This window comes from Streptomyces sp. CC208A, from assembly GCF_030010625.1.
Lineage (GTDB): Bacteria > Actinomycetota > Actinomycetes > Streptomycetales > Streptomycetaceae > Streptomyces.
On sequence record NZ_JASCXN010000048.1, the window covers coordinates 1 to 20,001 of the forward strand.

General features: G+C 71.6%; 24 protein-coding genes and 2 pseudogenes. 4 read left to right on the forward strand and 22 right to left on the reverse strand.

The genetic code is table 11. From position 1 onward, the window contains the following. The 22 genes and pseudogenes from QK442_RS33120 to QK442_RS33225 form a co-directional block, all read right to left on the reverse strand. Nucleotides 1–432: pseudogene (locus QK442_RS33120) on the reverse strand (hypothetical protein); the annotation flags it as partial. Between the two features lie 194 nt (nucleotides 433–626). Beyond that, complete coding sequence (locus QK442_RS33125; RefSeq protein ID WP_282697868.1) at nucleotides 627–845, reverse strand: hypothetical protein; 219 nt, start codon at nucleotides 843–845, stop codon at nucleotides 627–629. Between the two features lie 37 nt (nucleotides 846–882). After that, nucleotides 883–2,124 carry an MFS transporter gene (locus tag QK442_RS33130; RefSeq protein ID WP_282697822.1) on the reverse strand — a complete coding sequence of 414 codons (1,242 nt, stop codon included), beginning with the start codon at nucleotides 2,122–2,124 and terminating at the stop codon, nucleotides 883–885. 91 nt (nucleotides 2,125–2,215) lie between these two features. Continuing rightward, nucleotides 2,216–3,388, reverse strand: coding sequence for a hypothetical protein (locus QK442_RS33135; protein WP_282697823.1), 1,173 nt, complete (start codon nucleotides 3,386–3,388; stop codon nucleotides 2,216–2,218). Next, entirely contained in the window at nucleotides 3,385–4,296 is a 912-nt protein-coding gene (locus QK442_RS33140) for a hypothetical protein (protein ID WP_282697824.1), read from the reverse strand. Before QK442_RS33140 ends, QK442_RS33135 begins: the two co-directional genes overlap by 4 nt. Nucleotides 4,297–4,435: 139 nt before the next feature. Next, complete coding sequence (locus tag QK442_RS33145) at nucleotides 4,436–4,858, reverse strand: hypothetical protein (protein WP_282697825.1); 423 nt, start codon at nucleotides 4,856–4,858, stop codon at nucleotides 4,436–4,438. Further along, on the reverse strand, nucleotides 4,855–5,586 hold the full coding sequence (locus tag QK442_RS33150) for a hypothetical protein (protein WP_282697826.1): 732 nt from the start codon (nucleotides 5,584–5,586) through the stop codon (nucleotides 4,855–4,857). Before QK442_RS33150 ends, QK442_RS33145 begins: the two co-directional genes overlap by 4 nt. Next, nucleotides 5,583–5,963: a hypothetical protein gene (locus QK442_RS33155; RefSeq protein ID WP_282697827.1), complete on the reverse strand. Its 381-nt coding sequence runs from the start codon at nucleotides 5,961–5,963 to the stop codon at nucleotides 5,583–5,585. Before QK442_RS33155 ends, QK442_RS33150 begins: the two co-directional genes overlap by 4 nt. 67 nt (nucleotides 5,964–6,030) lie before the next feature. Next, nucleotides 6,031–6,606, reverse strand: a complete 576-nt coding sequence (locus tag QK442_RS33160) for a hypothetical protein (RefSeq protein ID WP_282697828.1) — start codon at nucleotides 6,604–6,606, stop codon at nucleotides 6,031–6,033. A gap of 23 nt (nucleotides 6,607–6,629) precedes the next feature. Continuing rightward, nucleotides 6,630–7,121 carry a hypothetical protein gene (locus tag QK442_RS33165; protein ID WP_282697829.1) on the reverse strand — a complete coding sequence of 164 codons (492 nt, stop codon included), beginning with the start codon at nucleotides 7,119–7,121 and terminating at the stop codon, nucleotides 6,630–6,632. A 10-nt stretch (nucleotides 7,122–7,131) separates the two neighbouring features. Next, a complete protein-coding gene (locus tag QK442_RS33170) occupies nucleotides 7,132–7,956 on the reverse strand; it encodes a hypothetical protein (RefSeq protein ID WP_282697830.1) in 825 nt (274 codons plus the stop codon). 26 nt (nucleotides 7,957–7,982) lie between these two features. Continuing rightward, complete coding sequence (locus tag QK442_RS33175; RefSeq protein WP_282697831.1) at nucleotides 7,983–8,495, reverse strand: hypothetical protein; 513 nt, start codon at nucleotides 8,493–8,495, stop codon at nucleotides 7,983–7,985. Next, complete coding sequence (locus QK442_RS33180; protein WP_282697869.1) at nucleotides 8,492–8,917, reverse strand: hypothetical protein; 426 nt, start codon at nucleotides 8,915–8,917, stop codon at nucleotides 8,492–8,494. The genes QK442_RS33175 and QK442_RS33180 overlap by 4 nt, the downstream gene beginning before the upstream one ends. A gap of 276 nt (nucleotides 8,918–9,193) precedes the next feature. Then, a pseudogene (locus QK442_RS33185) lies at nucleotides 9,194–9,274 on the reverse strand (plasmid replication/partition related protein); the annotation flags it as partial. An 82-nt stretch (nucleotides 9,275–9,356) separates the two neighbouring features. Then, complete coding sequence (locus tag QK442_RS33190; protein ID WP_282697832.1) at nucleotides 9,357–9,857, reverse strand: hypothetical protein; 501 nt, start codon at nucleotides 9,855–9,857, stop codon at nucleotides 9,357–9,359. A 46-nt stretch (nucleotides 9,858–9,903) separates the two neighbouring features. Next, complete coding sequence (locus tag QK442_RS33195; RefSeq protein WP_282697833.1) at nucleotides 9,904–11,418, reverse strand: ATP-binding protein; 1,515 nt, start codon at nucleotides 11,416–11,418, stop codon at nucleotides 9,904–9,906. 30 nt (nucleotides 11,419–11,448) lie between these two features. Continuing rightward, entirely contained in the window at nucleotides 11,449–11,862 is a 414-nt protein-coding gene (locus tag QK442_RS33200; protein ID WP_282697834.1) for a DUF6238 family protein, read from the reverse strand. Between the two features lie 51 nt (nucleotides 11,863–11,913). Further along, nucleotides 11,914–13,389 (reverse strand): SCO6880 family protein, encoded by a 1,476-nt coding sequence (locus QK442_RS33205; RefSeq protein WP_282697835.1) that lies wholly within the window; start codon nucleotides 13,387–13,389, stop codon nucleotides 11,914–11,916. Nucleotides 13,390–13,482: 93 nt separating this feature from the next. Next, nucleotides 13,483–14,832, reverse strand: coding sequence for an ATP-binding protein (locus QK442_RS33210; RefSeq protein WP_282697836.1), 1,350 nt, complete (start codon nucleotides 14,830–14,832; stop codon nucleotides 13,483–13,485). Between the two features lie 28 nt (nucleotides 14,833–14,860). Next, nucleotides 14,861–15,550 carry a hypothetical protein gene (locus tag QK442_RS33215; protein WP_282697837.1) on the reverse strand — a complete coding sequence of 230 codons (690 nt, stop codon included), beginning with the start codon at nucleotides 15,548–15,550 and terminating at the stop codon, nucleotides 14,861–14,863. Beyond that, on the reverse strand, nucleotides 15,550–15,879 hold the full coding sequence (locus tag QK442_RS33220; protein ID WP_282697870.1) for a DUF6112 family protein: 330 nt from the start codon (nucleotides 15,877–15,879) through the stop codon (nucleotides 15,550–15,552). The genes QK442_RS33215 and QK442_RS33220 overlap by 1 nt, the downstream gene beginning before the upstream one ends. 129 nt (nucleotides 15,880–16,008) lie before the next feature. Further along, on the reverse strand, nucleotides 16,009–17,133 hold the full coding sequence (locus QK442_RS33225) for a C40 family peptidase (protein WP_282697838.1): 1,125 nt from the start codon (nucleotides 17,131–17,133) through the stop codon (nucleotides 16,009–16,011). Between the two features lie 504 nt (nucleotides 17,134–17,637). On the opposite strand from QK442_RS33225, the gene QK442_RS33230 reads away from it, so the two are divergent. The 4 genes from QK442_RS33230 (at nucleotide 17,638) to QK442_RS33245 (ending at nucleotide 20,000) form a co-directional block, all read left to right on the forward strand. Continuing rightward, nucleotides 17,638–18,393: a site-specific DNA-methyltransferase gene (locus QK442_RS33230; RefSeq protein WP_282697839.1), complete on the forward strand. Its 756-nt coding sequence runs from the start codon at nucleotides 17,638–17,640 to the stop codon at nucleotides 18,391–18,393. 178 nt (nucleotides 18,394–18,571) lie between these two features. Continuing rightward, the gene (locus QK442_RS33235; protein ID WP_349239704.1) at nucleotides 18,572–19,147 is read left to right on the forward strand and encodes a DUF4913 domain-containing protein; all 576 of its coding nucleotides are present in this window, start codon (nucleotides 18,572–18,574) and stop codon (nucleotides 19,145–19,147) included. After that, nucleotides 19,144–19,623, forward strand: coding sequence for a hypothetical protein (locus tag QK442_RS33240; protein WP_282697841.1), 480 nt, complete (start codon nucleotides 19,144–19,146; stop codon nucleotides 19,621–19,623). The genes QK442_RS33235 and QK442_RS33240 overlap by 4 nt, the downstream gene beginning before the upstream one ends. Further along, nucleotides 19,620–20,000, forward strand: a complete 381-nt coding sequence (locus QK442_RS33245) for a hypothetical protein (protein ID WP_282697842.1) — start codon at nucleotides 19,620–19,622, stop codon at nucleotides 19,998–20,000. Before QK442_RS33240 ends, QK442_RS33245 begins: the two co-directional genes overlap by 4 nt. The last annotated feature ends 1 nt before the right edge of the window (nucleotide 20,001 follow it).

A 20,001-nucleotide genomic window follows, 5' to 3' on the forward strand; every position in this document is an offset into this window, starting at 1 on the left:
CACCAACGACGTCTTGCCGGTGCCCGGAGGGCCGTAGAGCAGCACCGGCACGTCGGCGTCGCGCAGGCGATTCAGAGCTTCGACGTCGGGCAGGTCGGCCAGCTCCCGGGGGTGGTAGAGCTGGCCTCCCGCGCGGCGGATCGGGCCGGTCGGCCTGGGCGTGGCTGCTGCGGTAATGGTCGTGCGGGCCGTGGCCGTTTGGGGGCGGGGAGAGTGGGTGCCCGGTGGGCTGATCACAGCGGTCTGCGCGGCTGCGGCGGTCTTCGTGTTCGCGCGGAACTCCGGTTGTCCGGTTCCGCTTTGGTCGGCCTCGCCGCGTCGCACCAGGGTGAGGGCGGCGTTGCGGACGGCGCCGTGGGAGTGGCCCAGCTGCCTGGCCATGTCCCCGATGGTGAGTCTGTCCGCCGGCCGGTCCGCCAGCAGACGGGCCACTTTGGCCCGTAGTTCGCCGCCCTTGGTGCGCACTGGACTGGCGGGCGTTCCGGATGTGGTCAAAACGATGCTCTTTCAACAGGATTGGGTGCGAGCGGGGTTGGCGATGCGCTGGAAAAGCTGGCCGCTCTCGGAGCGGATCACGGACGGTGCCGACATCGGCGCCCGGGCCAACCGGGGCGTACCGTCGGTGCTCACCGGCCGGCCGAGGGATCGGTCCGGGTGCACGGGGTGGCCGGCGACGAGCAGCTCGCTGCCCGAGCAGGCCCGTGCGTCCGCTCCGTACCGGGTTCCGTTGCATGACAGGCGCAGCATGGCGTCTCCTCGAAGCCGGCCTGGAGCAGGATCCGTCGGGCGGCGGCGTTGTAGCCGGTGGTGGTGATCTCGCCGGTGATGGCGTGCCGGATCGTCATGAACGGCTCTTCTGGTGCTTCGGGCAAGGCGGGTCTCCTATCGGTGGCGGCGGAAAAGCGGTGGGGTGGAAGTGCGGCGGTGCCGCCCGGGTCGTCGGCGAGGGCCGAGTGCGGGCCGGGAGAGCGTGAAGACGGCGGTGGCGAGAGCGGCGCCGGCGGCGGGGAGCGCGGACAGGCCGAGGAGGTGGTCGGCGAGGGTGCCGGCAAGGACGGTGCCTGTGGCCTGGCCGGTGCCGACGGCGAGGATCAGCCACGAGTACGCCTCGGTGCTCCGCGCGGCGGGGGCAATGGTGTCGACCGTCTCGAACCCGCAGGTGATGACCATGGTGAGGAACAGTCCCGGCAGGGAGGCGGCGACCATTGCCGCCTGCGGGCCCGACTGGATCAGCAACCCCAGCCATCCGGTTGAGAACAGCGCGGCTGTGCAGATGAGTTGGGTGGCGGGTGTGGCTCGGCGGCGGAGGCGTGCGAAGAACAGGCCGCCGAGGAAGGAGCCGGTGGAGAAGGCGGCCGGGACTACTCCGGTCAGCCAGTTCGCCCGGTGCAGCTCTGCGATAGCGGCGGCCCAGACGCTCAGCCCGCCCAGGGATACGCCGAGGGCAGCGAGCCCGGTGCACAGCAGGACCATGCCGCCGCTCGCGAGCCGCTTCCGACTCGCCGGGCGGGTGGCTTCGGTAGCCTCTTCGCGGCCGGGGCGCCAGGCGCGTGATGGCGTGGAGGTGAGGACTGCGGCAGTGCCGAGCATGCCGAGCGCGGAGGCCGCGGCCAGTGCGGTGTCGGCGCCGAACGAGGTGGCGAGCCAGGTGGCCAGGAGCGGGCCGGTGACGTACATAAGGCCCTGGGAACCGGTGTCGAGGGCCTGGATGACCTTCCGCTGACCCGGGTCGGTCACGACGCTCGGCCACAGGGCCCGCAGCCCCGACTCCAGCGGAGGGTTGGCGAGGCCGGCGAGTGCGACGGCGGCGCCGATCGCCCACAAGCTGTCGTCCGGCCCGATGACGGGCAGCGCGAGCAGGCTGCCGCTGGCGATGACGGAGGCCGGCGCGCTCACCCGGGTCTGCCCGTGGCGGTCCATGAGCCGGCCCTTCAGCGGCTGGGTGAGGCTGGCGGCCAGCCCGTAGACGGCGGCGAGCGTGCTGGCCGTCGCCAGCGACCTTCCGCCGCCCGTGATCCACAGGACCAGGGAGACGGCGACCATGCCGCTGGGCATCCGGCCGGTCAGGGTGCCGGCCAGCAGGCGCAGGACGTGGCGCGTTCCCAGAACAGCCCGGTACGTCACGGGCGGTGGGGCGAGGGGGCGTTCGGCCAGGAGCAAGGAGGGCGGGACTTTCCGGGAGGAGGTGCAGGCGCCGCCGTAGCCCGTACGGGTTTCAGAGACGGCGCGGGACGCGGGGCGGGGCGGCCTGGACGGGGGGCGGGGTGGCGCTGACCGCGGGCGGGGCCTTGATGTGCCGGGGCTGCGGCGTGCGGTGCGGCGGCAGGACCGCGATGGTGTCCTCGAAGGCGGTGAGCGCCTGGTGGAGTTGGCGGTCCAGGACATCCACCTGGACAAGGAGGCCGCGCAGCCGGACGGACAGGTCCCGGCCGGCGACGGTCTCGGTGGCGAGCGCGAAGTCGGCGCATTCGGCGAGGAGGTCGGAGAGATGGGAGAGGTGACGGGGGCCGGCGCTGTCGCTGACGAGGTACCCCAGTACCTCGGCGACCGTTTGGCTCTGCGTGGCGCCCGCGACGTCCTCGACAAGGTCGGCCAGCGCCGGAAGCGCCCCCGGGCTACGGGGAAACCGCCCACGCGGGTGCAGCACGCCGGGCTGGACGGCCGGCGGCAGGGCTGCCAGGGCCTGGTCGCAGGTGTCGTACCGGCCCAGGACGCGCACCGTGGCGCTGTCGACGTCCCCGGCGACGATGAGAACGCAGTCCTCGGAGGGCTCGTCGAGGTCAGGAACACCGGCGACGGTGAGCTGCCGGCCGGCCGCGTCGTAGCGGCTCTCGTACAGGTACATCATGTGTCGACGGCGGACATCGTGGGCGTGTGCGGTCCACCGTGCTTCTTCGGCGGCGGGTAGTTCGGGCCCGGTGGACGGTGGGGTCTCCTGGACGGCGAGGTCGCGCAGGAGCCTGGCCTGTCGGGCCCAGGTGGCCTGGCACTGCCGGACGGTCGTCCGGTCGACGGACGTCTCGTCCGCGAAGCGGCGGCGGGCCAGGTCCGCGGCGGCTTCGAGGTCGTCCACGAGCAGGCTCCACCCGGCCACGTGTCGGGCGGGTGGCTGGAAGGCCAGGGCGGAACGGGCGCGGTCGATCAGAAGCCCCGCATGCGGATGGAATGCGGCGAACTCCGCTTCCTGCTGACGGTGTTGTTCTGCCACGATCTGCCGCTCCAGGGCGACCTGCTCGGGCCAGCCGGTGCTCGCCCGGGCGCGCTTGACCGCATCGCCGGCGCGCGCCTCGATGTCGGCGAACCGCTCGGCGTAGGTCCCCAGCGCGTCGAGCGCCGCGCGGGCATCGACGGAGCCGAGAGCGCTGGAGTTGACGAGAGGCCGTGTCACTGGCGCCTCGCGGTGGGCTGCGGCGGGGCAGACAGAGAGGGCAGAGCGTGCGCCGGCCTCCCGGCAAGGAGCGACTGGCTGGTGGTGAGCACGATGGTGTCGGCGGCGCGCGTCGCGAGGTCGATCAGCCCGTCGCCGCCCTCCAGGATCCACCAGCCCAGCGGGTCGGGATGAGCCGAGATCGGTGCCGGTTCGGTTCCCGGGGTCGGGGCGGCGGCGATGTTCTCCACCTCCTGGAGGAAGCGCAGTTCGTTCTCGTCGGGCGTGCCCATCTCACGGATCGCCGTGATGACGTGCGGCACCGCGGTGGCGAACCGTTCATAGGCGTCGACGAGGTCCGCCGGGGCCGGGTCCGGGATGGTGCCGGCCTCGTAGGTCTCGCGGGCCCGGTCGAGGTCGTCCGACAGATCGGCAGCGTGTGCTTGGAGGACCGCGCGGGTGTAGGTCGGCAGGAGTTTGACGGTGATGATGTGGGCGGCAGCGGAGGCAGTCGGCCGCACGGTCACATCGGGCGGCCCGGGGGTGTTGACCGGTCCCGGAGCATGGCGGGGCTGGAGCGCGCCGACGTGGTACACGTCGAGGCGGGGATCCTTGACGAGCGCCAGCTCGGCTCCGTCGTCGCGCTGGAGGATGGCCGCCTGCCGTACTCGGTGGCCCGCCAGAGTCCGAGCGATGGGCCCGTCGCCCCACAGGCAGGCGGCGAGGTCCTCCTGCCAGATGGGGAGCGAGTAGTTCTCGACCCGGGCGGTCCACTGTCCGGGCAGGTGCTCGGTCACGTCGAGCGCGAAGTCCCCGATGTACCGCTCGCTGCTGGGCGTCAGTCGCAGGCCAAGAGATTGCTCGGCAACGACACGGAGGGCGAGAAGGGTCTCGCGGGCGTGGGCGAGGTCGGACAGCGGCAGGACCATGTACCCGGCCTCGTTCTTATCGAACCCGGCGAGTTCTAGGGCCTGGCGGGCCCAGAGCCAGTTGCTGCCGTCGACAAGGCCGACGATGCCGTCGCGGTCGCTCGTGAACAGGGTGATCTGGGTGTCGGAGGCTGAGGCTTCAAGGGAGTTCAGGGGCAGGGGCCTCTCGGTGGGGGAGCCTGGGCGAGGCGGGCTCGGTGTGGAAGGCGGTGAGGTGGTCGATGCCGAGCTGGTAGAGCTGGCGGTCGGTGATGTCGAGGAGGTCGCCGGCGCGCAGGTACCGCTCGGCGAGTACGGGCTGTCCGTGCTTGCGGCACCAGATGCTCGCGGTGCGCAGGGCGTCTCGGAGGGCGAGGAGCGGGCTGGCGTCGGTGCCGGTCAGGGCGTCGAGGAGGACGTGGAGCTGTACGGCGGTCCGTTCGCCGGCCAGGTGCCGCGTCCAGGCCCGTACGGACTCGGCCGGATCCGGCAGGGCGAGGCCGGCGAGGTAGCTGCGGGCTTCGGCGCGGGCCCGGCGGCGCAGCTCCGTGCCCGACGGAGTCTGGGTGGAGGCGATGGTCACCGGCTTCGTCCCGGCTCACCCGGTGCCGACGCCGACGCGGGGAGATGGGCCTCGTACTCGCGGGTTCGGGCATGGTTGAGCCGGTGGGCGAGGTCTTCCAGCTTCGCCGGCACCTTCGCGGTGACCTGTGGTCTGCGGCCTGCGGCCGAGGGCACATCGGGTGCAGCGCGCAGGCGCAGGGCGATGCGGTCGACGTCGATCTCCACGACTCGCAGGACGCCGCCGAGCTCGGCCAGACGCCGGGCATCGCGGTCGTGTGCCGGGCCGGGGAGGCTGGAGACGGCCGAGGCGACGGCGAGGAGCAGGTCGGCTGGGGGCCGCAGGAGACTGTCCTCGCCCTGCGCCAGGGCGGCGAGCGCACGTCCGGCGTCGTGCGGCTGCCGGAGATCTGCCGCGCTCGCGGCCCAGTCCTTCAGAGTCTGGGCTGCTGCCGTCACCGACGGCGGCACATCCGAACCCCCGGCCACCTGACCTGGCGCCGGGGACAGAGCAGGGTCGAGTCGGACGGGGTAGCGGGCGGCTCGGAGCATCTCGGCGGCGTGGGAGGCGTGCTCGTTCTCCCACGCCCGTCCCATGTCGAAGGGGAGGCGGTGCCATGTGCCGCGCAGTGTGCCCTGCGTGACGAACCCGGCTCGGACGAGCAGGTCGGAGGCCAGCTGGTCGATCAGCCCCTCCGCCTCCACCTGGCCACCTCGACCGCGGACGATCATGATGGGGTCCTTTGTCACCTGACACGTCCCTGACCCGATACGGGAAGTGAGGCCACCGGCCGCGCGGGCACGGCCTGGGTGGTGAGGGCCGGCCGGTACTGCGAGGAACGGATTCCGGCGGCCTGCGCGATCCGGGAGCGCCGCTCAGCCAGCCCGGCCCGCGGCTGGACCTGGGGCGGGCCGGCGCTCTGGGAGGGGTCGAGGGTGTAGTCGGCGTGGACGTCGAAGCCGTGCCGGCGCAGGTCGTGTACGGCCTGCCGGGTGCGGCGCACACCGTCGTACTCCGGGTTGGTCAGCCGGTACAGCCCCTGGACGCCGGGGACGGGTTCGAACTGCTCGCTCGTGAGGTACCAGTGGCCGAGGTGTGGTGGCGTGTTGGCGGTGGGGGCCGCCACGAACCCGTGGTCGGGGTGTCGGCCGAAGGTGAAGTGCTGCTTCAGGAGGTCTCCTTGGGATGGGTGGTCAACGACGCGGCGGCCGGGTGGTGGCCCGTGCGGGTGCTGCGGGGGACACGGGGGTGAGCTTCGGCAGATCGCGGGGCAGGGACATCGGCGGCGGCATGCCCGGCGTCCACAGCGCCATCGCCTCGCTGAAACGGGTCCGCGGGTCGGTGTCCCAGGAGATGACCGGACCGCGAGGGTCGTTCTGGCGGCTGATGACTTCGATGCCGTCCGGGTGCAGGACGTAGCCCCAGTGGTGCCCGTCGGAGTTGTCCTGGGTGATGGCGATCTGCTCGGCAGGTGTCCCGTCGAGGTTCACGACCCCGGTCATCTCGTAACTGGACCACTGCTCGCCGCCGGTCAGCCGCTGGAGCAGGCCGGGCGGTGATCCGTTGAGAAGGTCGGTCCCGATCGCTTCCCAGGCGAAGACGACGTCGTCCACGAGGTATCGGCTGAGGGCTTCGAGGTCCCGACGGAAGCGGAACTGGTAAGCGGCCAGCAGCAGTGGGAGAACGTTTGGCGGGCTGCTGTCGTACTGGAGGTGCACGCCGGCGTATCCGTCGGCGGTAGGGCGGGCGATGAAGGCGGGGGATCCCAAGGGGGGCTCCAGGGGGAAGGTGGCTACGGGGTCCGTCCGGGCAGAAGCACGCTGGATGCCGACGGGCGTGGAGGGACTGCGGGCAGACGGTGGTGCGGCGGGAGCGGGCAGAGGCCGGCCATACGCTCGGGGACGACGTGAAGGTCCTCGCCGAGCCGCCGCACCCGGACGGCGGCGTCGGCCAGATCCTTGGCCAGGTAGAAGGCGTCGTCATCCCCGTCGTTGCGGTCGTACGCGCGGGCCCGGTCGGCGGCGGCGTCGAAGAGTTCGGCGAGTCGGGTGAGCAGGCCGTCGCTGCCATCGACAAGCTGGTGCAGCACCGCGACGGTCTCCCGCACGCCGGTGCTCGCGCTGACGGCGGTGCTCAGGGCGTGCAGCAGGTCACCGTAGGGGAAGCGGTTGCCGGACAGGTCGGCGCTGCTGAGAGCCGAGCCGTTCGGGCCGGCCGTCTGGGGGATGTGGTCAGCAGGTTTGGGATGGTGGGGCAGGGGAGGGGGCCCTTCAGTAGTGGGCACGAGCCGGGAGCTACCGCGAGCGCGAAGGTGAGCGTGGGGCAGTCGCGCTGGAGGGCAGGGACGTGCCCGATGCGGTCCGACCCGGCTGGAGAGCGGGCGCAGGGGCCGTGGCGAGCTTGCTCATGCCCGGTGCTGCGGCGGGGTGCCGGTAGTTGAGTCCGATACCGATCTTGGCGAGCCGGTTCGCGAGGACCTGGATCCGTACGGCTGTGGCGACCGGGCCGGACTCGTGCGGCAGGAGGAAGGCGCCCTGGTCCGGAACGCTTTGGAAGCCGGACAGGTACAGGGCGTCGTGGGCCTCGGTGGGGACGCTTCCGTACGGGGCGCCGAGCAGGCCATCCGCGTAACGGACGAGGGTGACGGCACTCGTCTCGGCCGGTGCCTGGCGATGGGCCCGCAGAGCGGGCCTGTGCCGGGCCTGCTCGCGCACGGACTCCACGGCGCAGTCGTACCGGGGCAGGAGTCGGCGGGTGATCGCGGCGGCGGCTCGTACGGGATTCGGATCGATCACGATGCCGTTCGGCTCGGGCACACCGTGGAAGTGATGCGGCAGGAGGCCGGGTGGCTCCAGCGCGGCGACGAGGAACCGGTCGTGACGAATGGGGTGTTCGTTGATGTAGAGCTCTTGACCGGCCGGGCCGGTGAGGACCGCGCCGTGGCCGAGGACGTATGTGCTGACAGCCCAGTCGACGTGTCCGGTGTCCCACAGGCGCTCGGCGATTGGGGACTCGGCGCTGTCAGAGAGGTGGGGGTGGTATCGGGCTGTCCAGCTACCCGGGAGACGGGCGGCGACTTCAATGGCGAAGGCGTCGAGGGGAGTTGATTTCCGGGGCATGGGTATCGGCGTATGAGGCGGTATGTCTAAAGGTCCTCGTGATCGGCGTCCCAGTCGGCGTCGTCAAGGGTGCCCTGCGGGTACTGGAACAGGGCCTCTTCCAGCGGGTGGAGGCTGGAGAATCCGGGGTGGGAGCGGAAGGCGTCGGTGCGCTCGTGGATGTACTGCTGGGTCTCCGCGGCGGCAGTGATGGTGCGGACGACGTTGCGGGAGGAGATCAGACCCCACTGCGTCATGTCCGTCGGGGTGGTGTGCTTCATCCACACCCAGATCCCGTTGCCGAGCTTGATGATGCTGTCGGGGTGGTAGAGCCCGCCGGTCCGCCGGTTGCGGCGCGGGCTGCGGCGCTCACCGAGGTCCCGCATCAGACCCAGGGCGGCCTTCCTGACGACGGCGGCTTCCAGGTCCGCGCGTTCGCGGATCCGGGCGCACAGGTCGTCGAGCAGGTCCTCCTTGTGCATCCGGCCGGCGTCGTTGGTTATGTACTGGGCGGCTTCGAGGGCGAGCTTGCGCAGGTGGGGGTCGGAGGAGTACTTCACGGGAGGTTGCGGTCCTTCCAGACGGAGGCCATTTCGGCGAGGGCGGTTGCGGCGTGCTCGATCACTTCGCGGGTGACGGCACGGCCGGGCGGGGCGAGTTCGGGGTCGTACTGGGCGAAGGTGCGGCTGCCGCGTATCTGGGCGAGGGCAGGGAGGATCTCGCAGAGGAGGTTGGTGGCGACACGGCGCTGTCGCAGCTCCTCTTCGAGCCGGGCCTTCCGTTCCGCCCAGGCGCCCTGGACTGTCAGCTCACCCTCGACCACGCGGTCGGCGAGCTCGGGGTCCTCGGCGCGCAGGCGGGCGAGCTGGGATTCTGTCGAATCTGCCTGGGCCTTGGCCTCGCGGGCGGTCTTGTAGGCGTCGTCCAGGGAGACGGCACCGGATATCACGCCGTCGACGAGGTCGGGTGCATGACGCAGCACGGTCCTGGCCTGTCCGATCCGCCCGATGGAGAGGCCGGTCTGTTCAGAAACTGAACGCGTGGTCTGTTCAGTCTCTGAACGCCCCGGATGTTCAGAAACTGAACATGCCGAGGCCGCGATCATCGCGAGCTGCCCCTTGGTCAGGTGACGCCGACGGCTGTTCACGGACAGCACGTAGGCTCGGGCATCGTCTCCTTCGTACGTGGTGTACGAGGGTTCGACATCGGCGATTTCGCAGGCGCGCAGGCGGTTCTTGCCGTCGAGGATTCGGCCGGCGGCATCCAGGACGACGGGCTGGCGAAGGCCGTGCTCGCGGATGTCGTCCGCGAGGGCCTGGAGCTCTTCCTCGTCGAGCATGGGGAAGAGCGCGGTGGTCGGGTGTAGCTCGATTGTGGTCTCCGTGATGTAGATCGGGGCTAAGACGGCAAGGGGCGTCTGGCTATGGGCGCGGTGCCGGCGGGGTAGCCGGAGGAGTCGATGGCGGCAGCGAAGATCCGGACACCGTCTGCTTCTTGGCCGGTGGGGAGTCGTACTTCTCGCGCAGTGCCGTTTCGATGCCGACGTCCGCAGCAGCGAGGGCGATGAGCAGCCCGCTGGAGGCGTTCCACATCTGCTTGCGCGATTCCGAGAGCTTGTGCGGGGGATTCGGGTACTGGTAGGCGGCGTGGTGCAGGAAGGTGCTCAGGTCCTGGAGGATCTGATCGGCGGCGTCGAGCGCGGCGAGGATGACGGCGCTGGCTTCGACGGGTGTTGCGGCGTGTTCGAGTGCTGCTTCGAAGGGCTTCAGGTCCAGCTGGTGCGGGGTGGGACCGGGCACGGGGTGGCGCTGGAAGAAGGCTTCGGTGTCTCGGCGGGCCCAGCGGCGGAGGTCGTCGGTGGTGGCGGTGCCAGTGTTGTGGGCGTCGATCTGGTCGGCGGTGCGGCCGACGTTGTCGTACAACTCGAAGTCGGGGTTCAGACAGGGCTCCGGGTATGAGGGTGGCGGGTCAGTGCATGCGGGCGTCGGTGTCGAACAGTGCTTGCTCGGTCGGGTGGAGGAGGTGCTGGACCACGAAGCTGCGGCCGGCGACGCGCCACAGGCCGCGTCCGCGGGTGAGGTGGGAGATGGCCTCGGTCTCGACGGTGGTCAGGCCGAGGAGGGTGGCGGCAGCCTGGATCTGGTCGGTCTCCTGGCGGTAGATGATGCGGGTGGAGCAGTCGGCGAGTAGTCCTTCGGCGAGGGCTCGGCCCTGAGATCCGGCGTCGCCGGCGGTGAGCAGGTCGCTGAGGCGGTGGATGACCATGAGGTTGGCGATGCCCAGGCCGCGGGACAGCTTCCACTGGGCCTGCATGCGCTGGAGGAGGCCGGGGTGGCGCATCAGGCGCCAGGCTTCGTCGTAGACGATCCAGCGCCGTCCGCCGTCGGGGTCGGTGAGCGCGGCTTCCATCCAGGCGGAGGCGCACGTCATCGCGAGGACGAGGGCGGTGTCGTCGCCGGAGCCGCCGAGTCGGGACAGGTCGATGGAGAGCATCGGGCTGGTCGGGTCGAAGGCGACGGTGGAAGGAGCGTCGAACATGCCAGCGAGGTCGCCGTGGACGAGCCTGCGCAGGGCATGGGAGAGGTCACGGGCTGCGTCTCCGAGGTGGCCGGAGACGGTGCCGGCGGCGGCGTCGAGGAGGTGGGGCTGAGCGAGGGTGTGTGCGATGTCGCCGAGGAACGGGGGGCGGCCAGCGGCGGTCGCGGCGCGTACGACGCCATCGAGGGCGATGTCGAGGGCGGTATGCTCCATGGGGAGCAGGTCGCGGCCCAGGACGGTGCGGGCGAGGGAGCCGAGCAGGAGCAGGCGGCGTTTGCGGACCTCTCCCGCCCAGTCCGCCTCCGAGATGGACGGCGGCTTCGGGGCGGCATCGAGAGGGTTGAGGCGCCCGGGAAGCCCGGGGCCGAGGGCGATGGAGGTGCCGCCGAGGGCGGCGGCGACCGGGGTCCATTCGCCCTTCGGATCGCACGGGACGTAGACGCGGTAGCCGAAGGCGACCGAGCGGAGCGCGAAGGACTTCGCGAGCGCGCTCTTGCCCTGCCCGATGACGCCGGCCAACAGGATGTTGGGGTTGGTGAACCCCTCGACCTTCCCGTACAGCGCAAAGGGATCGAAGACGAAGGAACCCTCGGCGTGGACGTCGCGGCCGATGTAGATGCCCTCGGCGCCGAGACCGCCTTCGGCGAGGAAGGGGTAGGCACCGGACGCGGTGGCCGTCGTCATGCGGTGGGCGGGCAGGCGCAGGCGGTTGCCGCGGGCGGAGGCGGGGCCGGGGCGTCCGGCTGGCGGGTAGAGCGGTGCGGGCATCTCGGCTTCGGCCGCAGTGGTGCCGGTGGTTTCCAGTGCGGCGGCCTGCGCCTTGGCGCGTGCTTCAGCGAGCTGCTTGCGGGCGGCGCGGCGGCTGGTGCGGTCGGTGCCGTGCGGAGTGAACAGGGGACTGGCGGAGGCGCGGCGGGCCCGGCGTCCGGGGCGGTGTCGGGACATGGGTGGCGGATCGATTCTGCGCGGTGCGGCTCAGGCGGTGCCATGGTCGGCCGGGGTGGTCTTGCGGCGGACGGCGTGGCCGGAGGCGAGGTGGCGCTGGCAGATGGTGAGGACGAGCGGCCCGTCGGGGAGCCGGTCGGGCGTGCAGGCAGGAGCGGCGGGGAGTGTGTGGAAGGCGTCGTGGAGGCTGGCGGTGGCCTGCCACAGCCGAAGGTGCGCGGTGGCCAGATGCCTTCCGGCCGCAGGGTGTTCGGGGCGTACGGCGTCGGCGATCTGGTCGAGGAGCAGGTGCAGGCGGGTGACGTGTTCGTGCAGGGTGTCGAGGTGTCGACGGTCGGCCGGTGTGCCGTTGGTGAGGGCGCGGGTGTGGTGTCGGATGCCGGCGGTCGCGGCCCGCAGGTACGGGTGCGCGTCGGTCGGGTCGGTCGCGGTGGTGGTGGCCAAGAGCGGAAGGGTCTTTCTGCGGGAGCCTGGATCGGGTCAGGCGGCGGGGCCCTACTTCTCCTGGGCGGTGCGGGCGAGGGGGAGGGCGGCCAGGGTGAACGCGGAGGGCTGCTGGTAGACGAGGCGGCGCAGGTCGACCTGGGCGGTGACGGCGGCGGTCTCGATCTGGGCGCAGGCGGCGTCCAGGGCCTGGTCGGTGTCGGCGGAGACGGTGAGCAGTCCGGTCATGGCGACGTCGGCGTGGCCGGCGATCAGTTGCCTTTCGCGTTCCTTGACGTCGCCGTACTCGACGACGTCGGCCTCGGAGTCGACCTGTCCGCGGCGGGCGCGCTCGTTGGCGTCGGCGATGATCGTCGCTTTGGTGCGCTGGACGTCGCGGAGCGCGGACTCGAAGCCCTGGGGCACGTAGAGGAGGGAGAACGTGCGGCGGACGCCGGCGGTGAAGAGCAGCTGGTGGAGGAAGCCGGCGTGGCTCTCGGTCCGCGGCCAGTTCTCGACCCAGTAGGTGGCGTGGCGGGCGGTGTCGGTGATGAGCCGGTCGTGCTCCTCGACCTGGACGACGGGCCCGGCGGCAGCAGGGTCGGCTTCGGCTCGGCCGGTGTCCGACCACTGCTGCAGCCCCGCCAGGGCCTTCGGGTCATACGCGGTGCGGATGACGGCGGCGATCTCCCGCGCGGTCAGCCAGCCGTTCACGGTCAGCCCGGCGGTGCGGGCGACCTGGGTGAGGGAGGAGGTGGCCTGGCCGAGGACGGTGAAGGCGCCGGGAAGTCCGCCGCCGGCCTGGCTGATCAGCCGTTTGGCTGCCTTCAGGTCGAGGGAGATGGCCAGGTAGGTCTCGTGCGGGGCGGCGGCCGGGCCGGCGGAGGCGACGAGGTCGCTGTAGACCTGCCCGGCGAGCTGAGTGTCGGGCCGGCCATTGGTGTTCCAGTGCCGGGTGAGGGTGTCGCCGGAGTCGGGGACGGTGCGCTCCAGGACCTGCACGGCGGAGATGTGCCCGGTGCGCGCGATCCCGGCCAGGGCGCGGCCCCACGCGTTCACGTGGGAGTTCTGGGTGGCCGGATCGAGCAGGGCGAAGGCGCGGCTGGTGACGCGGGCGACGGCGGTGAGGGTCTGCTGGTGGGGATCGTGCAAGGCAGCGGCCTGTCCGTCGGCCGGGGTGACCACCTTGATCGAGGCGGTCGTGCCCGGCAGATGGAGAGTGCCTTCGGCGCGCGGGCGGGTGGCCGGCCGAGCGAGCCACAGGGTCTGCCCGGTGCGGCGGCGCTGCGCGTAGCGGGCGACGATCGGTGCCCAGTCGATGAGGGACCGGCCGCGGCGCCGGATGGCGACGAGGGCGGCGACCGCCGCCCACAGCGGAGAGAGGATCAAGGCGCCGGGCAGGCCGGTGGCCACGACGGTGACCAGGAGCAGGGCGAGCGCGGCGGAGGCGAGGACGAGCTGGGGAAGGGAGAGGCCGAGCAGAATCCCGCGCCGAGACCGGGCCGGGAACTTCACCGTCATCGGCGGGGTGAGCGTGAGGTCAGACAAGACAGAGGGCTTTCAACGGCGAGGGCGGCGACCCCCGGGGCGGGACACAGCGGTGGTGTCCCACCCCAGGAGCCGGTGGACAGGATCGGGGCGTCAGGAACCCGTGGGCGACGGCGGCGTCGCGAACGGGCTGCCTCCCGCGGCTGACCCGGAGCCCTGCACGGCGCCGACGGCACCGGCGTTCGGGGGCGACGCATCCTGCGTGCTGCGCGGCGTCGGACCCGGGGCGGGGCTGCCGGAGGCGTTACTGCCGGTACCGAAGGCGTTGCCCGAGTCCTGGGCCGCCGGGCTGGTCGGCATGGAGCGGACCGAGTCGTCCAGGCCGCTCTTGACCTTGTCCATGGCCGCTGAGGCTCCGGTGCCGCCGCTGCCGGAGGGGCTGGCGGCGATGTCACCGGGGAATCCGCCGGAGCCCGAGGCCGGTCCCTGAGGCGCTGCGGCTCCGGCGCCAGCGGCGGCACCGCCGGTTCCCGCTGTCGCCGCTGCGGCAGCCGCCTTGCGGGTGGCGTTCTCGGCGTGCTGCTTGGCGAGCTGGGCTCCGGCCCCGCCGGAGCGGTGCAGCGTCTCCCCGTCGGTGGACTCCGCCGCCCAGTGCACGAACTTGAACGTCGCGTACGGGCAGAGCATCACCAAGAGCATGATGACGATGCCGGCCATGACGTCGGCGAGCGCGGCGATCCCGCCTTCGGCGTCGGTCTTGCCCAGGGCGGAGATGCCGAGGAGGAAGATCACGGTCATCAGGAGCTTCGAGACGATCAGCGTGGCCGTCGCCTCGATCCAGCCGCGCCGCCAGCGGCGTGCGGCTTCCCATCCGCCGCCGGCGCCCGCGAAGACGGCCAGGGTCACGAGGACGAGGATGCCGACCTTGCGGACCATCATCACGCACCAGTAGAGGACCGCGCCGATGGCGGCGCCGAGGGCCGCGAGGGCTGCCACCAGCCAGCCGAGCGGGGAGATCGCGGCGATCTGCGAGACCTTCACCATGCGGCGGACGGCGTCTTCGATCGGTGTGCCGGCCGCGGCGAACAACGAGTCGGACAGGGCGTCGACGACTTCGATGGCGACCGTGGTCAGGGCGATGGCCGCGAAGCAGAAGAGCACGCCGCCGACTGTGCCGGTGAACCCCTGGGCCAGAGCCTGCCCGTCGCGCTTCATCGCGGCCCGGACGAGCTGGGCGCAGAAGGTGGCGACCAGGATCGTCAGCCCGATCGGCAGCAGCAGCTCGTAGTTGTCCCGGAACCAGCCGGCGCCGAGGTCGATCCGGGTGGTCGTGTTGACCGCCTCGGCGGCCAGGTCGGCTGCAGCGGCGGCGAGTTCGCCGCAGGATTTGGCGATCCAGTTGCCGATGCCTTCGGTGATCGCCTTGCCCGGGTCGGAGACGAAGTCGATCGCGTCGGCGGCGGTGCACAGACTGCCCGCGACGGGAAGAGCGCAGAAGTCCACGGCGGACTCCTCCTATCTGTTCAGCGGGTCAGGGGGCGGTGTTCGGCGCGATGGCCACCAGGGCGCAGTCGGCGCTGGGCCGGCACTGGACGGCGAGGGTGACCGAGCGGTCCTCGGCGCCGCCCCCGCCGTCCTTCCAGGCGATGGTCTGCTTGCCGGTGACGGTGACGGCGTAGATGTACGCCTCGGTCAGCGCGGCCGGGTCCTCGGCCAGGGCCTGCTTGAACGCCGAAGGGAAGTGCGCTGAGGAGACCGTCGCGGTGGCGTACTGGGCTTGGTCGTGCATCCGTGACCACAGCAGCGGGTCGGGGACCTGGGCCTGGATCGAGGTCCAGTCGGTGTACTTCGTCTCGGTCGTCATCCACGCGTGCATGCCGGCGAGCTGCTGGTCGCGGGTGGTGGCCCGGGTGTCGTAGGACCAGAGCATCACCGCCGCGGCCCGGCCGTAGGCGAGGGGATCGGACAGCCGCGGCTGCGGGGAGACCGTCCCCGTCGCCGGTCCCGTGGCAGAAGCGGAAGTGCCCGGACGGGCGGACGGGCTGCTGGCGGACGGCTTGGCAGCGGGGGGCGAGCCCTGGCCACCGTCTGCGGTGACGTAGGCGGCGAAGCCCGCACCGGCCAGCAGCACGGCCAAGACGGCGGCGAGGAAGACGACGCGTCGGCCGGTGGACCAGTGCGAGGTCAGGACGCCGACGCGAGGGCGGGAGCGCTTGCCCATCAGCGGACCTGGGTGCCGAGCGTGGAGAAGAAGGCGACGATGCCGTTCGCGGCGCCGAGGCCGAGTGCGGCGCCGGCGCTCACGAGCGCGCCCTTCTTCCCGTTGGCTTCGGCCTGGTGACCACCGCTGTGGTGGCCCCAGGCCCACACGCCGAGGGAGACGGCGAGCGCGCCGACGACGGCGATGATCCCGAAGAGGTTGATCGAGTTGACCACGTTGCGCAGCACGGTCAGACCCGGCAGGCCGCCTTCCTTCGGGGAGACGCCGGGGTCGTAGGCGAGGTACAGGACGTGGTCCGTGAGGTGCGAGAGGGAAGCGAGGGTGGTGATGGTTGAACTCCTTGCGAACGCAGACCCGATGGCACTGCGGGAAGGGGAGAAGGGAGGAGAGGCACGCGGCGGCGGTGGCGCGCGGCGGCCCGGGAAGCGGCCCGTGGCCCGGCAAGCGGGCGGGGAGCGCTAGGAGTTGAGGGCGGGGATGCGGCGGACGGCGAGGATCTGCCAGTCGGCGACCTTCTCGATCCGCACCGGACGCCCGGTCCGCGGGGCGTTGATCACGAGACCGGCGCCCATGTACATCCCGACGTGCTCGGGGACGGCGGCGGTGCCGCGGGTGAAGAGCAGGTCACCGGGCCTCATGGCGTTGGCCGGGACCGGCACGCCTTCCTTGACCTGGGTGTACGTGGTGCGGGTGAGGGTGATGCCGGCCTGGGCGTACGCCTGCTGCATCAGGGAGCTGCAGTCGCAGCGGGCCATGGGGTCGGGGCCGTCGGCGTCCTTGCAGGTACCGCCCCACTGGTACGGGGTGCCGAGCTGGTGCATCGCCCACTCGATCGCGGTGCGGGCCTTCTCGGAGGCGTCGGCCGGAATCGTGTAGCCGTCCGGGACGGCGCCCTGGGGGATCTCGCCCCACTGCGATCCGTCCTCGCCGGGCCAGCATCCGTTGTCCGGCGTACCGTCCTCACCCTCGCTGTCGCCCCCGCCTTCGGGCAGGGTCTTCGCGATCGCCTCCCGCAGGGCGCGGGCGAGCGGCTCCCACTGCGCGTACGCGTCGGGGAAGCCGGAGAGCTGGACGGCCTGCGCGGCCTGGGTGAGCGTCATCTGCTGCCAGCCCGCGACCTTGAGAAGGCCCTCGTAGAAGCGGGTGGCTGCGTGGACGGGGTCGAGGATCTCCTCCGGGGTGCCCCAGCCTTGGCTGGGCCGCTGCTGGAACAGTCCCAGGCTGTCGCGGTCCCCGTAGCGCAGGTTGCGCAGGCGGGATTCCTGGATCGCGGTCGCGAGGGCGACGACCTGGCCGCGCTCGGGAACCTTCATCGCGACCCCGGTGGCGACGATCGTCTTGGCGTGCGGGATCTGCTCGCCGGGCAGCTCCAGGCCCTCGATATGGACGCCGGGGGCTGCGCCGGCGCCGTCGAGGATGCCGGCGACCTGCCGGGCGACGGCGTCGGCGTCGACGGTGCTGTCGACGGCGCACTCGGATGCGCGGGAAGCGGAGCTGCTGGCGGCAGCCGTCGCGGCGGCTGCACCGGCCAGGAGAAGAGGGGAGAGGACGACGACGCCGAGGACGGCGGCTATGCCCTTCAATCCCCAGCGCCTCCGTAGGCGGCAAGGGCTCTACGCGGTGTTCGGGGCAGGGGAGGGTACGGCTGTGTCACGAAGGGTCCTTCGGGTGAAGTCCGGCCGCGCTGGTACGAGGTGAGAAGGGCGCGAGGGGCCGGGATGAGGTGATGGGGAAGCCTGGGAGGAGGAGCCGCGGGGCGAGTTGCCTCTCGCTGGTCGGGCGTCCTCGGGGGTATCGGGAGCGGGTCAGGACAAGGCTGTGCCTCCATGAGGGCAGGGGAGGGGAAGACCATCCGGCGGATGGGGCCGGGCGGTGGTCAGACTGTAGGACGCGATTCCCGGTTGACCTAATTTCTCGCCTGGAGGGGGTCAACCGGGAATCGTGTCCTACAGTGTGGCTTCCCCCGCTCGCCCGCCGCTCTCCTTCGGCATGCCGGCCTTCCGTGCCCGCATTCGCCGAAGCGGCGCCCGCTTTCCGAGCGCGCTGGGTTTTCCCTTTCTTTCCGTGACCCGAATCGGGGTACCTCTTTGCCTTTTTCCCTCCACCACGGCGACGCGCTCGGCGTCCTGGCCGGCCTCCCGGACGACTGCGTGGACGCGGTCATCACCGACCCGCCGTACAACTCCGGCGGCCGGACCGCGAAGGAACGCACCTCGCGGACCGCCCGCCAGAAGTACACCTCGGCTGACGCCGGGCACGAGCTGGCGGACTTCCCCGGCGAGAACATGGACCAAAGGTCGTACGGCTTCTGGCTGACGCAGATCATGACCGAGGCCCACCGGCTGACCAAGCCCGGCGGCGCTGCGCTGCTGTTCACCGACTGGCGGCAGCTCCCGGTCACCACCGACGCGATCCAGGCGGCCGGCTGGCTGTGGCGCGGCGTCCTGGCTTGGCACAAGCCGCAGGCCCGCCCGCAAAAGGGCCGGTTCACGCAGAACTGTGAGTTCATCGTGTGGGCCAGCAACGGGGCGATCGACGGCTCCCGCAACCCCGTCTATCTTCCGGGCCTCTACTCGGCTTCGCAGCCTTCGGGCAAGGCCCGGCAGCACATCACGCAGAAGCCGGTTGAGGTGATGCGCGAGCTGGTGAAGATCTGCCCGCCGGGCGGCACCGTCCTCGACTTCACCTGCGGCTCCGGCTCCACCGGCGTCGCCGCGCTCCTGGAGGGCCGCGACTTCATCGGCGTCGAGAAGACCCGGCACTACGCCGAGATCGCCTCCGACCGCCTGACTGAAACACTCCACCAGACCCTCGGCCAGGACGACCTCGCCCTGACTGCCTGACCCGGGATCCGCACAACGACGAGCCACAGAGAGCTCGTTCCCCACACGTACGCGGAACGGGGATCCATCACTTCATCGCTCAATCTTGGATTTCCGGCTGCCGCGTGCGCCGGAGGAAGGGATTTCCTTGGTGCCTGACCCTCTGGAGGAATTCGACGCCGCCGGGGAATTCGACCCGGTGCGCCTCCCGGAAGGAGACCTGGACAGCATCCAGGCCACCGTCCGCAAGTTGCTCGACCGCTCCGACGAGCAAGCCCGCCAGCTCGATCACCTCGCCGCCGCACCCGGTCCGGCGTCGCTGCCGGGCTTCGGCTTCCCGCCGATGCCCGCGGCGGCGGTGATGCCGCCGGAGCCGCGGCCGATCCTGGAGCTGGACGGCGAGGAGTACGAGAACGAGCTGGACCTGCTCACCGACTGGGTGGAGGACTTCCTCATGCCCACCTACGGGGCGGAGGTCACCACCGCCTCCCCGTGGTGCGACCAGTGGCAGGAGCACCTCGACGTCGTCGCCTGGCTCCACGCCCTGTGGATGGCCTACCTCCAGCACAAGGACCCCGAAGCCGGACCGGCCGGACCGTTCGTGTGGCACAGGGACTTCCTCACCCACTGCATGGCCGCCATCCGAGCCGCGGGCGGGCCACTGTCCGCCTGCCAGACCGACCCCGAGCGTCCCTCGCACCGCCTCCTTCGCGGCCCCGGCCGCTCCGTACGCGCCGTCGCCCGCGACGCCGAGACGGGCCAGGCGGAAGGGTGACCGCCGAGGGCCGGCCGCCCGTCTTCGGCCTCACCTTCGACCCGCGCGCCCTGACCGACCTGCTCCAGGCCCCGGGAGACATCCGCGACCTGTCCCTCGCCCTGCTGCAGGACGTCGTCACAGGCGACCGGCACGGGAGCAAGCTCATGGCCGAACTGGCCGGGCTGCGCAAGCTGTACGTCGACCACCGGGCCGCGTGGCGGATCGTCTACGCGCTGCGGCCGGCCCCGGCCACCTCGGCCTATCCCATGGAGGTCCACGTCGTGGCAGTCCGTCCCCGGGCCCGCCACGACGTGTATGACACCGCCGCCCAGCGCCTCGGTATCGCGCGCCGCCCGGTTGGCGCCCGCGCCCACGCCGCCCGCACCAGCTCACCCCAGATCGACGCGTACCGCGCGATCCCGAAGCCCGGCCCGCCGCCCGGCCTTCCCCGCCCCGCTCAGCCCACCGTCCTCACCACGAAAGCCGTACGTTGACAGCCTTCCCGAACTTCCTCGACGACTTCACCGCAAACCTCCTGGAGCTCCCCGCCGAGCCCGAGAACCCGCACCACCGCGCCCTGCTGGAGACCTACATCGAGGTCCAGCAGCTGGAGCGCCGCCTCCTGGAGTCCCTGACCAGCCCCCAGCCGGACATCACGCCGGACGGCTTCCACGCCTGCACTGACATCCTCATCGATCGCCTCGCCGCCGGACAGGAACTTGCCGTCCTGCTCTCCGCGTCCTGCTGCTGCGCGGCCGAGGAACCTTCCTGCGCGCAGGACCCCGACAACTGCACCCCGGACTGCTACGAGGATGCCGAGGACACCGACGACGAGGATGCCGCGGGCCCGCATGGCTGCCGGCGGCGCTGAC

Bases quoted from the DNA above. Each gene is read 5' to 3' on its own strand.
- QK442_RS33140 (WP_282697824.1), bottom strand. From the start codon at position 4,296: ATGGTCCTGCCGCTGTCCGACCTCGCCCACGCCCGCGAGACCCTTCTC.
- QK442_RS33170 (WP_282697830.1), bottom strand. From the start codon at position 7,956: ATGCCCCGGAAATCAACTCCCCTCGACGCCTTCGCCATTGAAGTCGCC.
- QK442_RS33125 (WP_282697868.1), bottom strand. From the start codon at position 845: ATGACGATCCGGCACGCCATCACCGGCGAGATCACCACCACCGGCTAC.
- QK442_RS33195 (WP_282697833.1), bottom strand. From the start codon at position 11,418: ATGTCCCGACACCGCCCCGGACGCCGGGCCCGCCGCGCCTCCGCCAGT.
- QK442_RS33215 (WP_282697837.1), bottom strand. From the start codon at position 15,550: ATGGGCAAGCGCTCCCGCCCTCGCGTCGGCGTCCTGACCTCGCACTGG.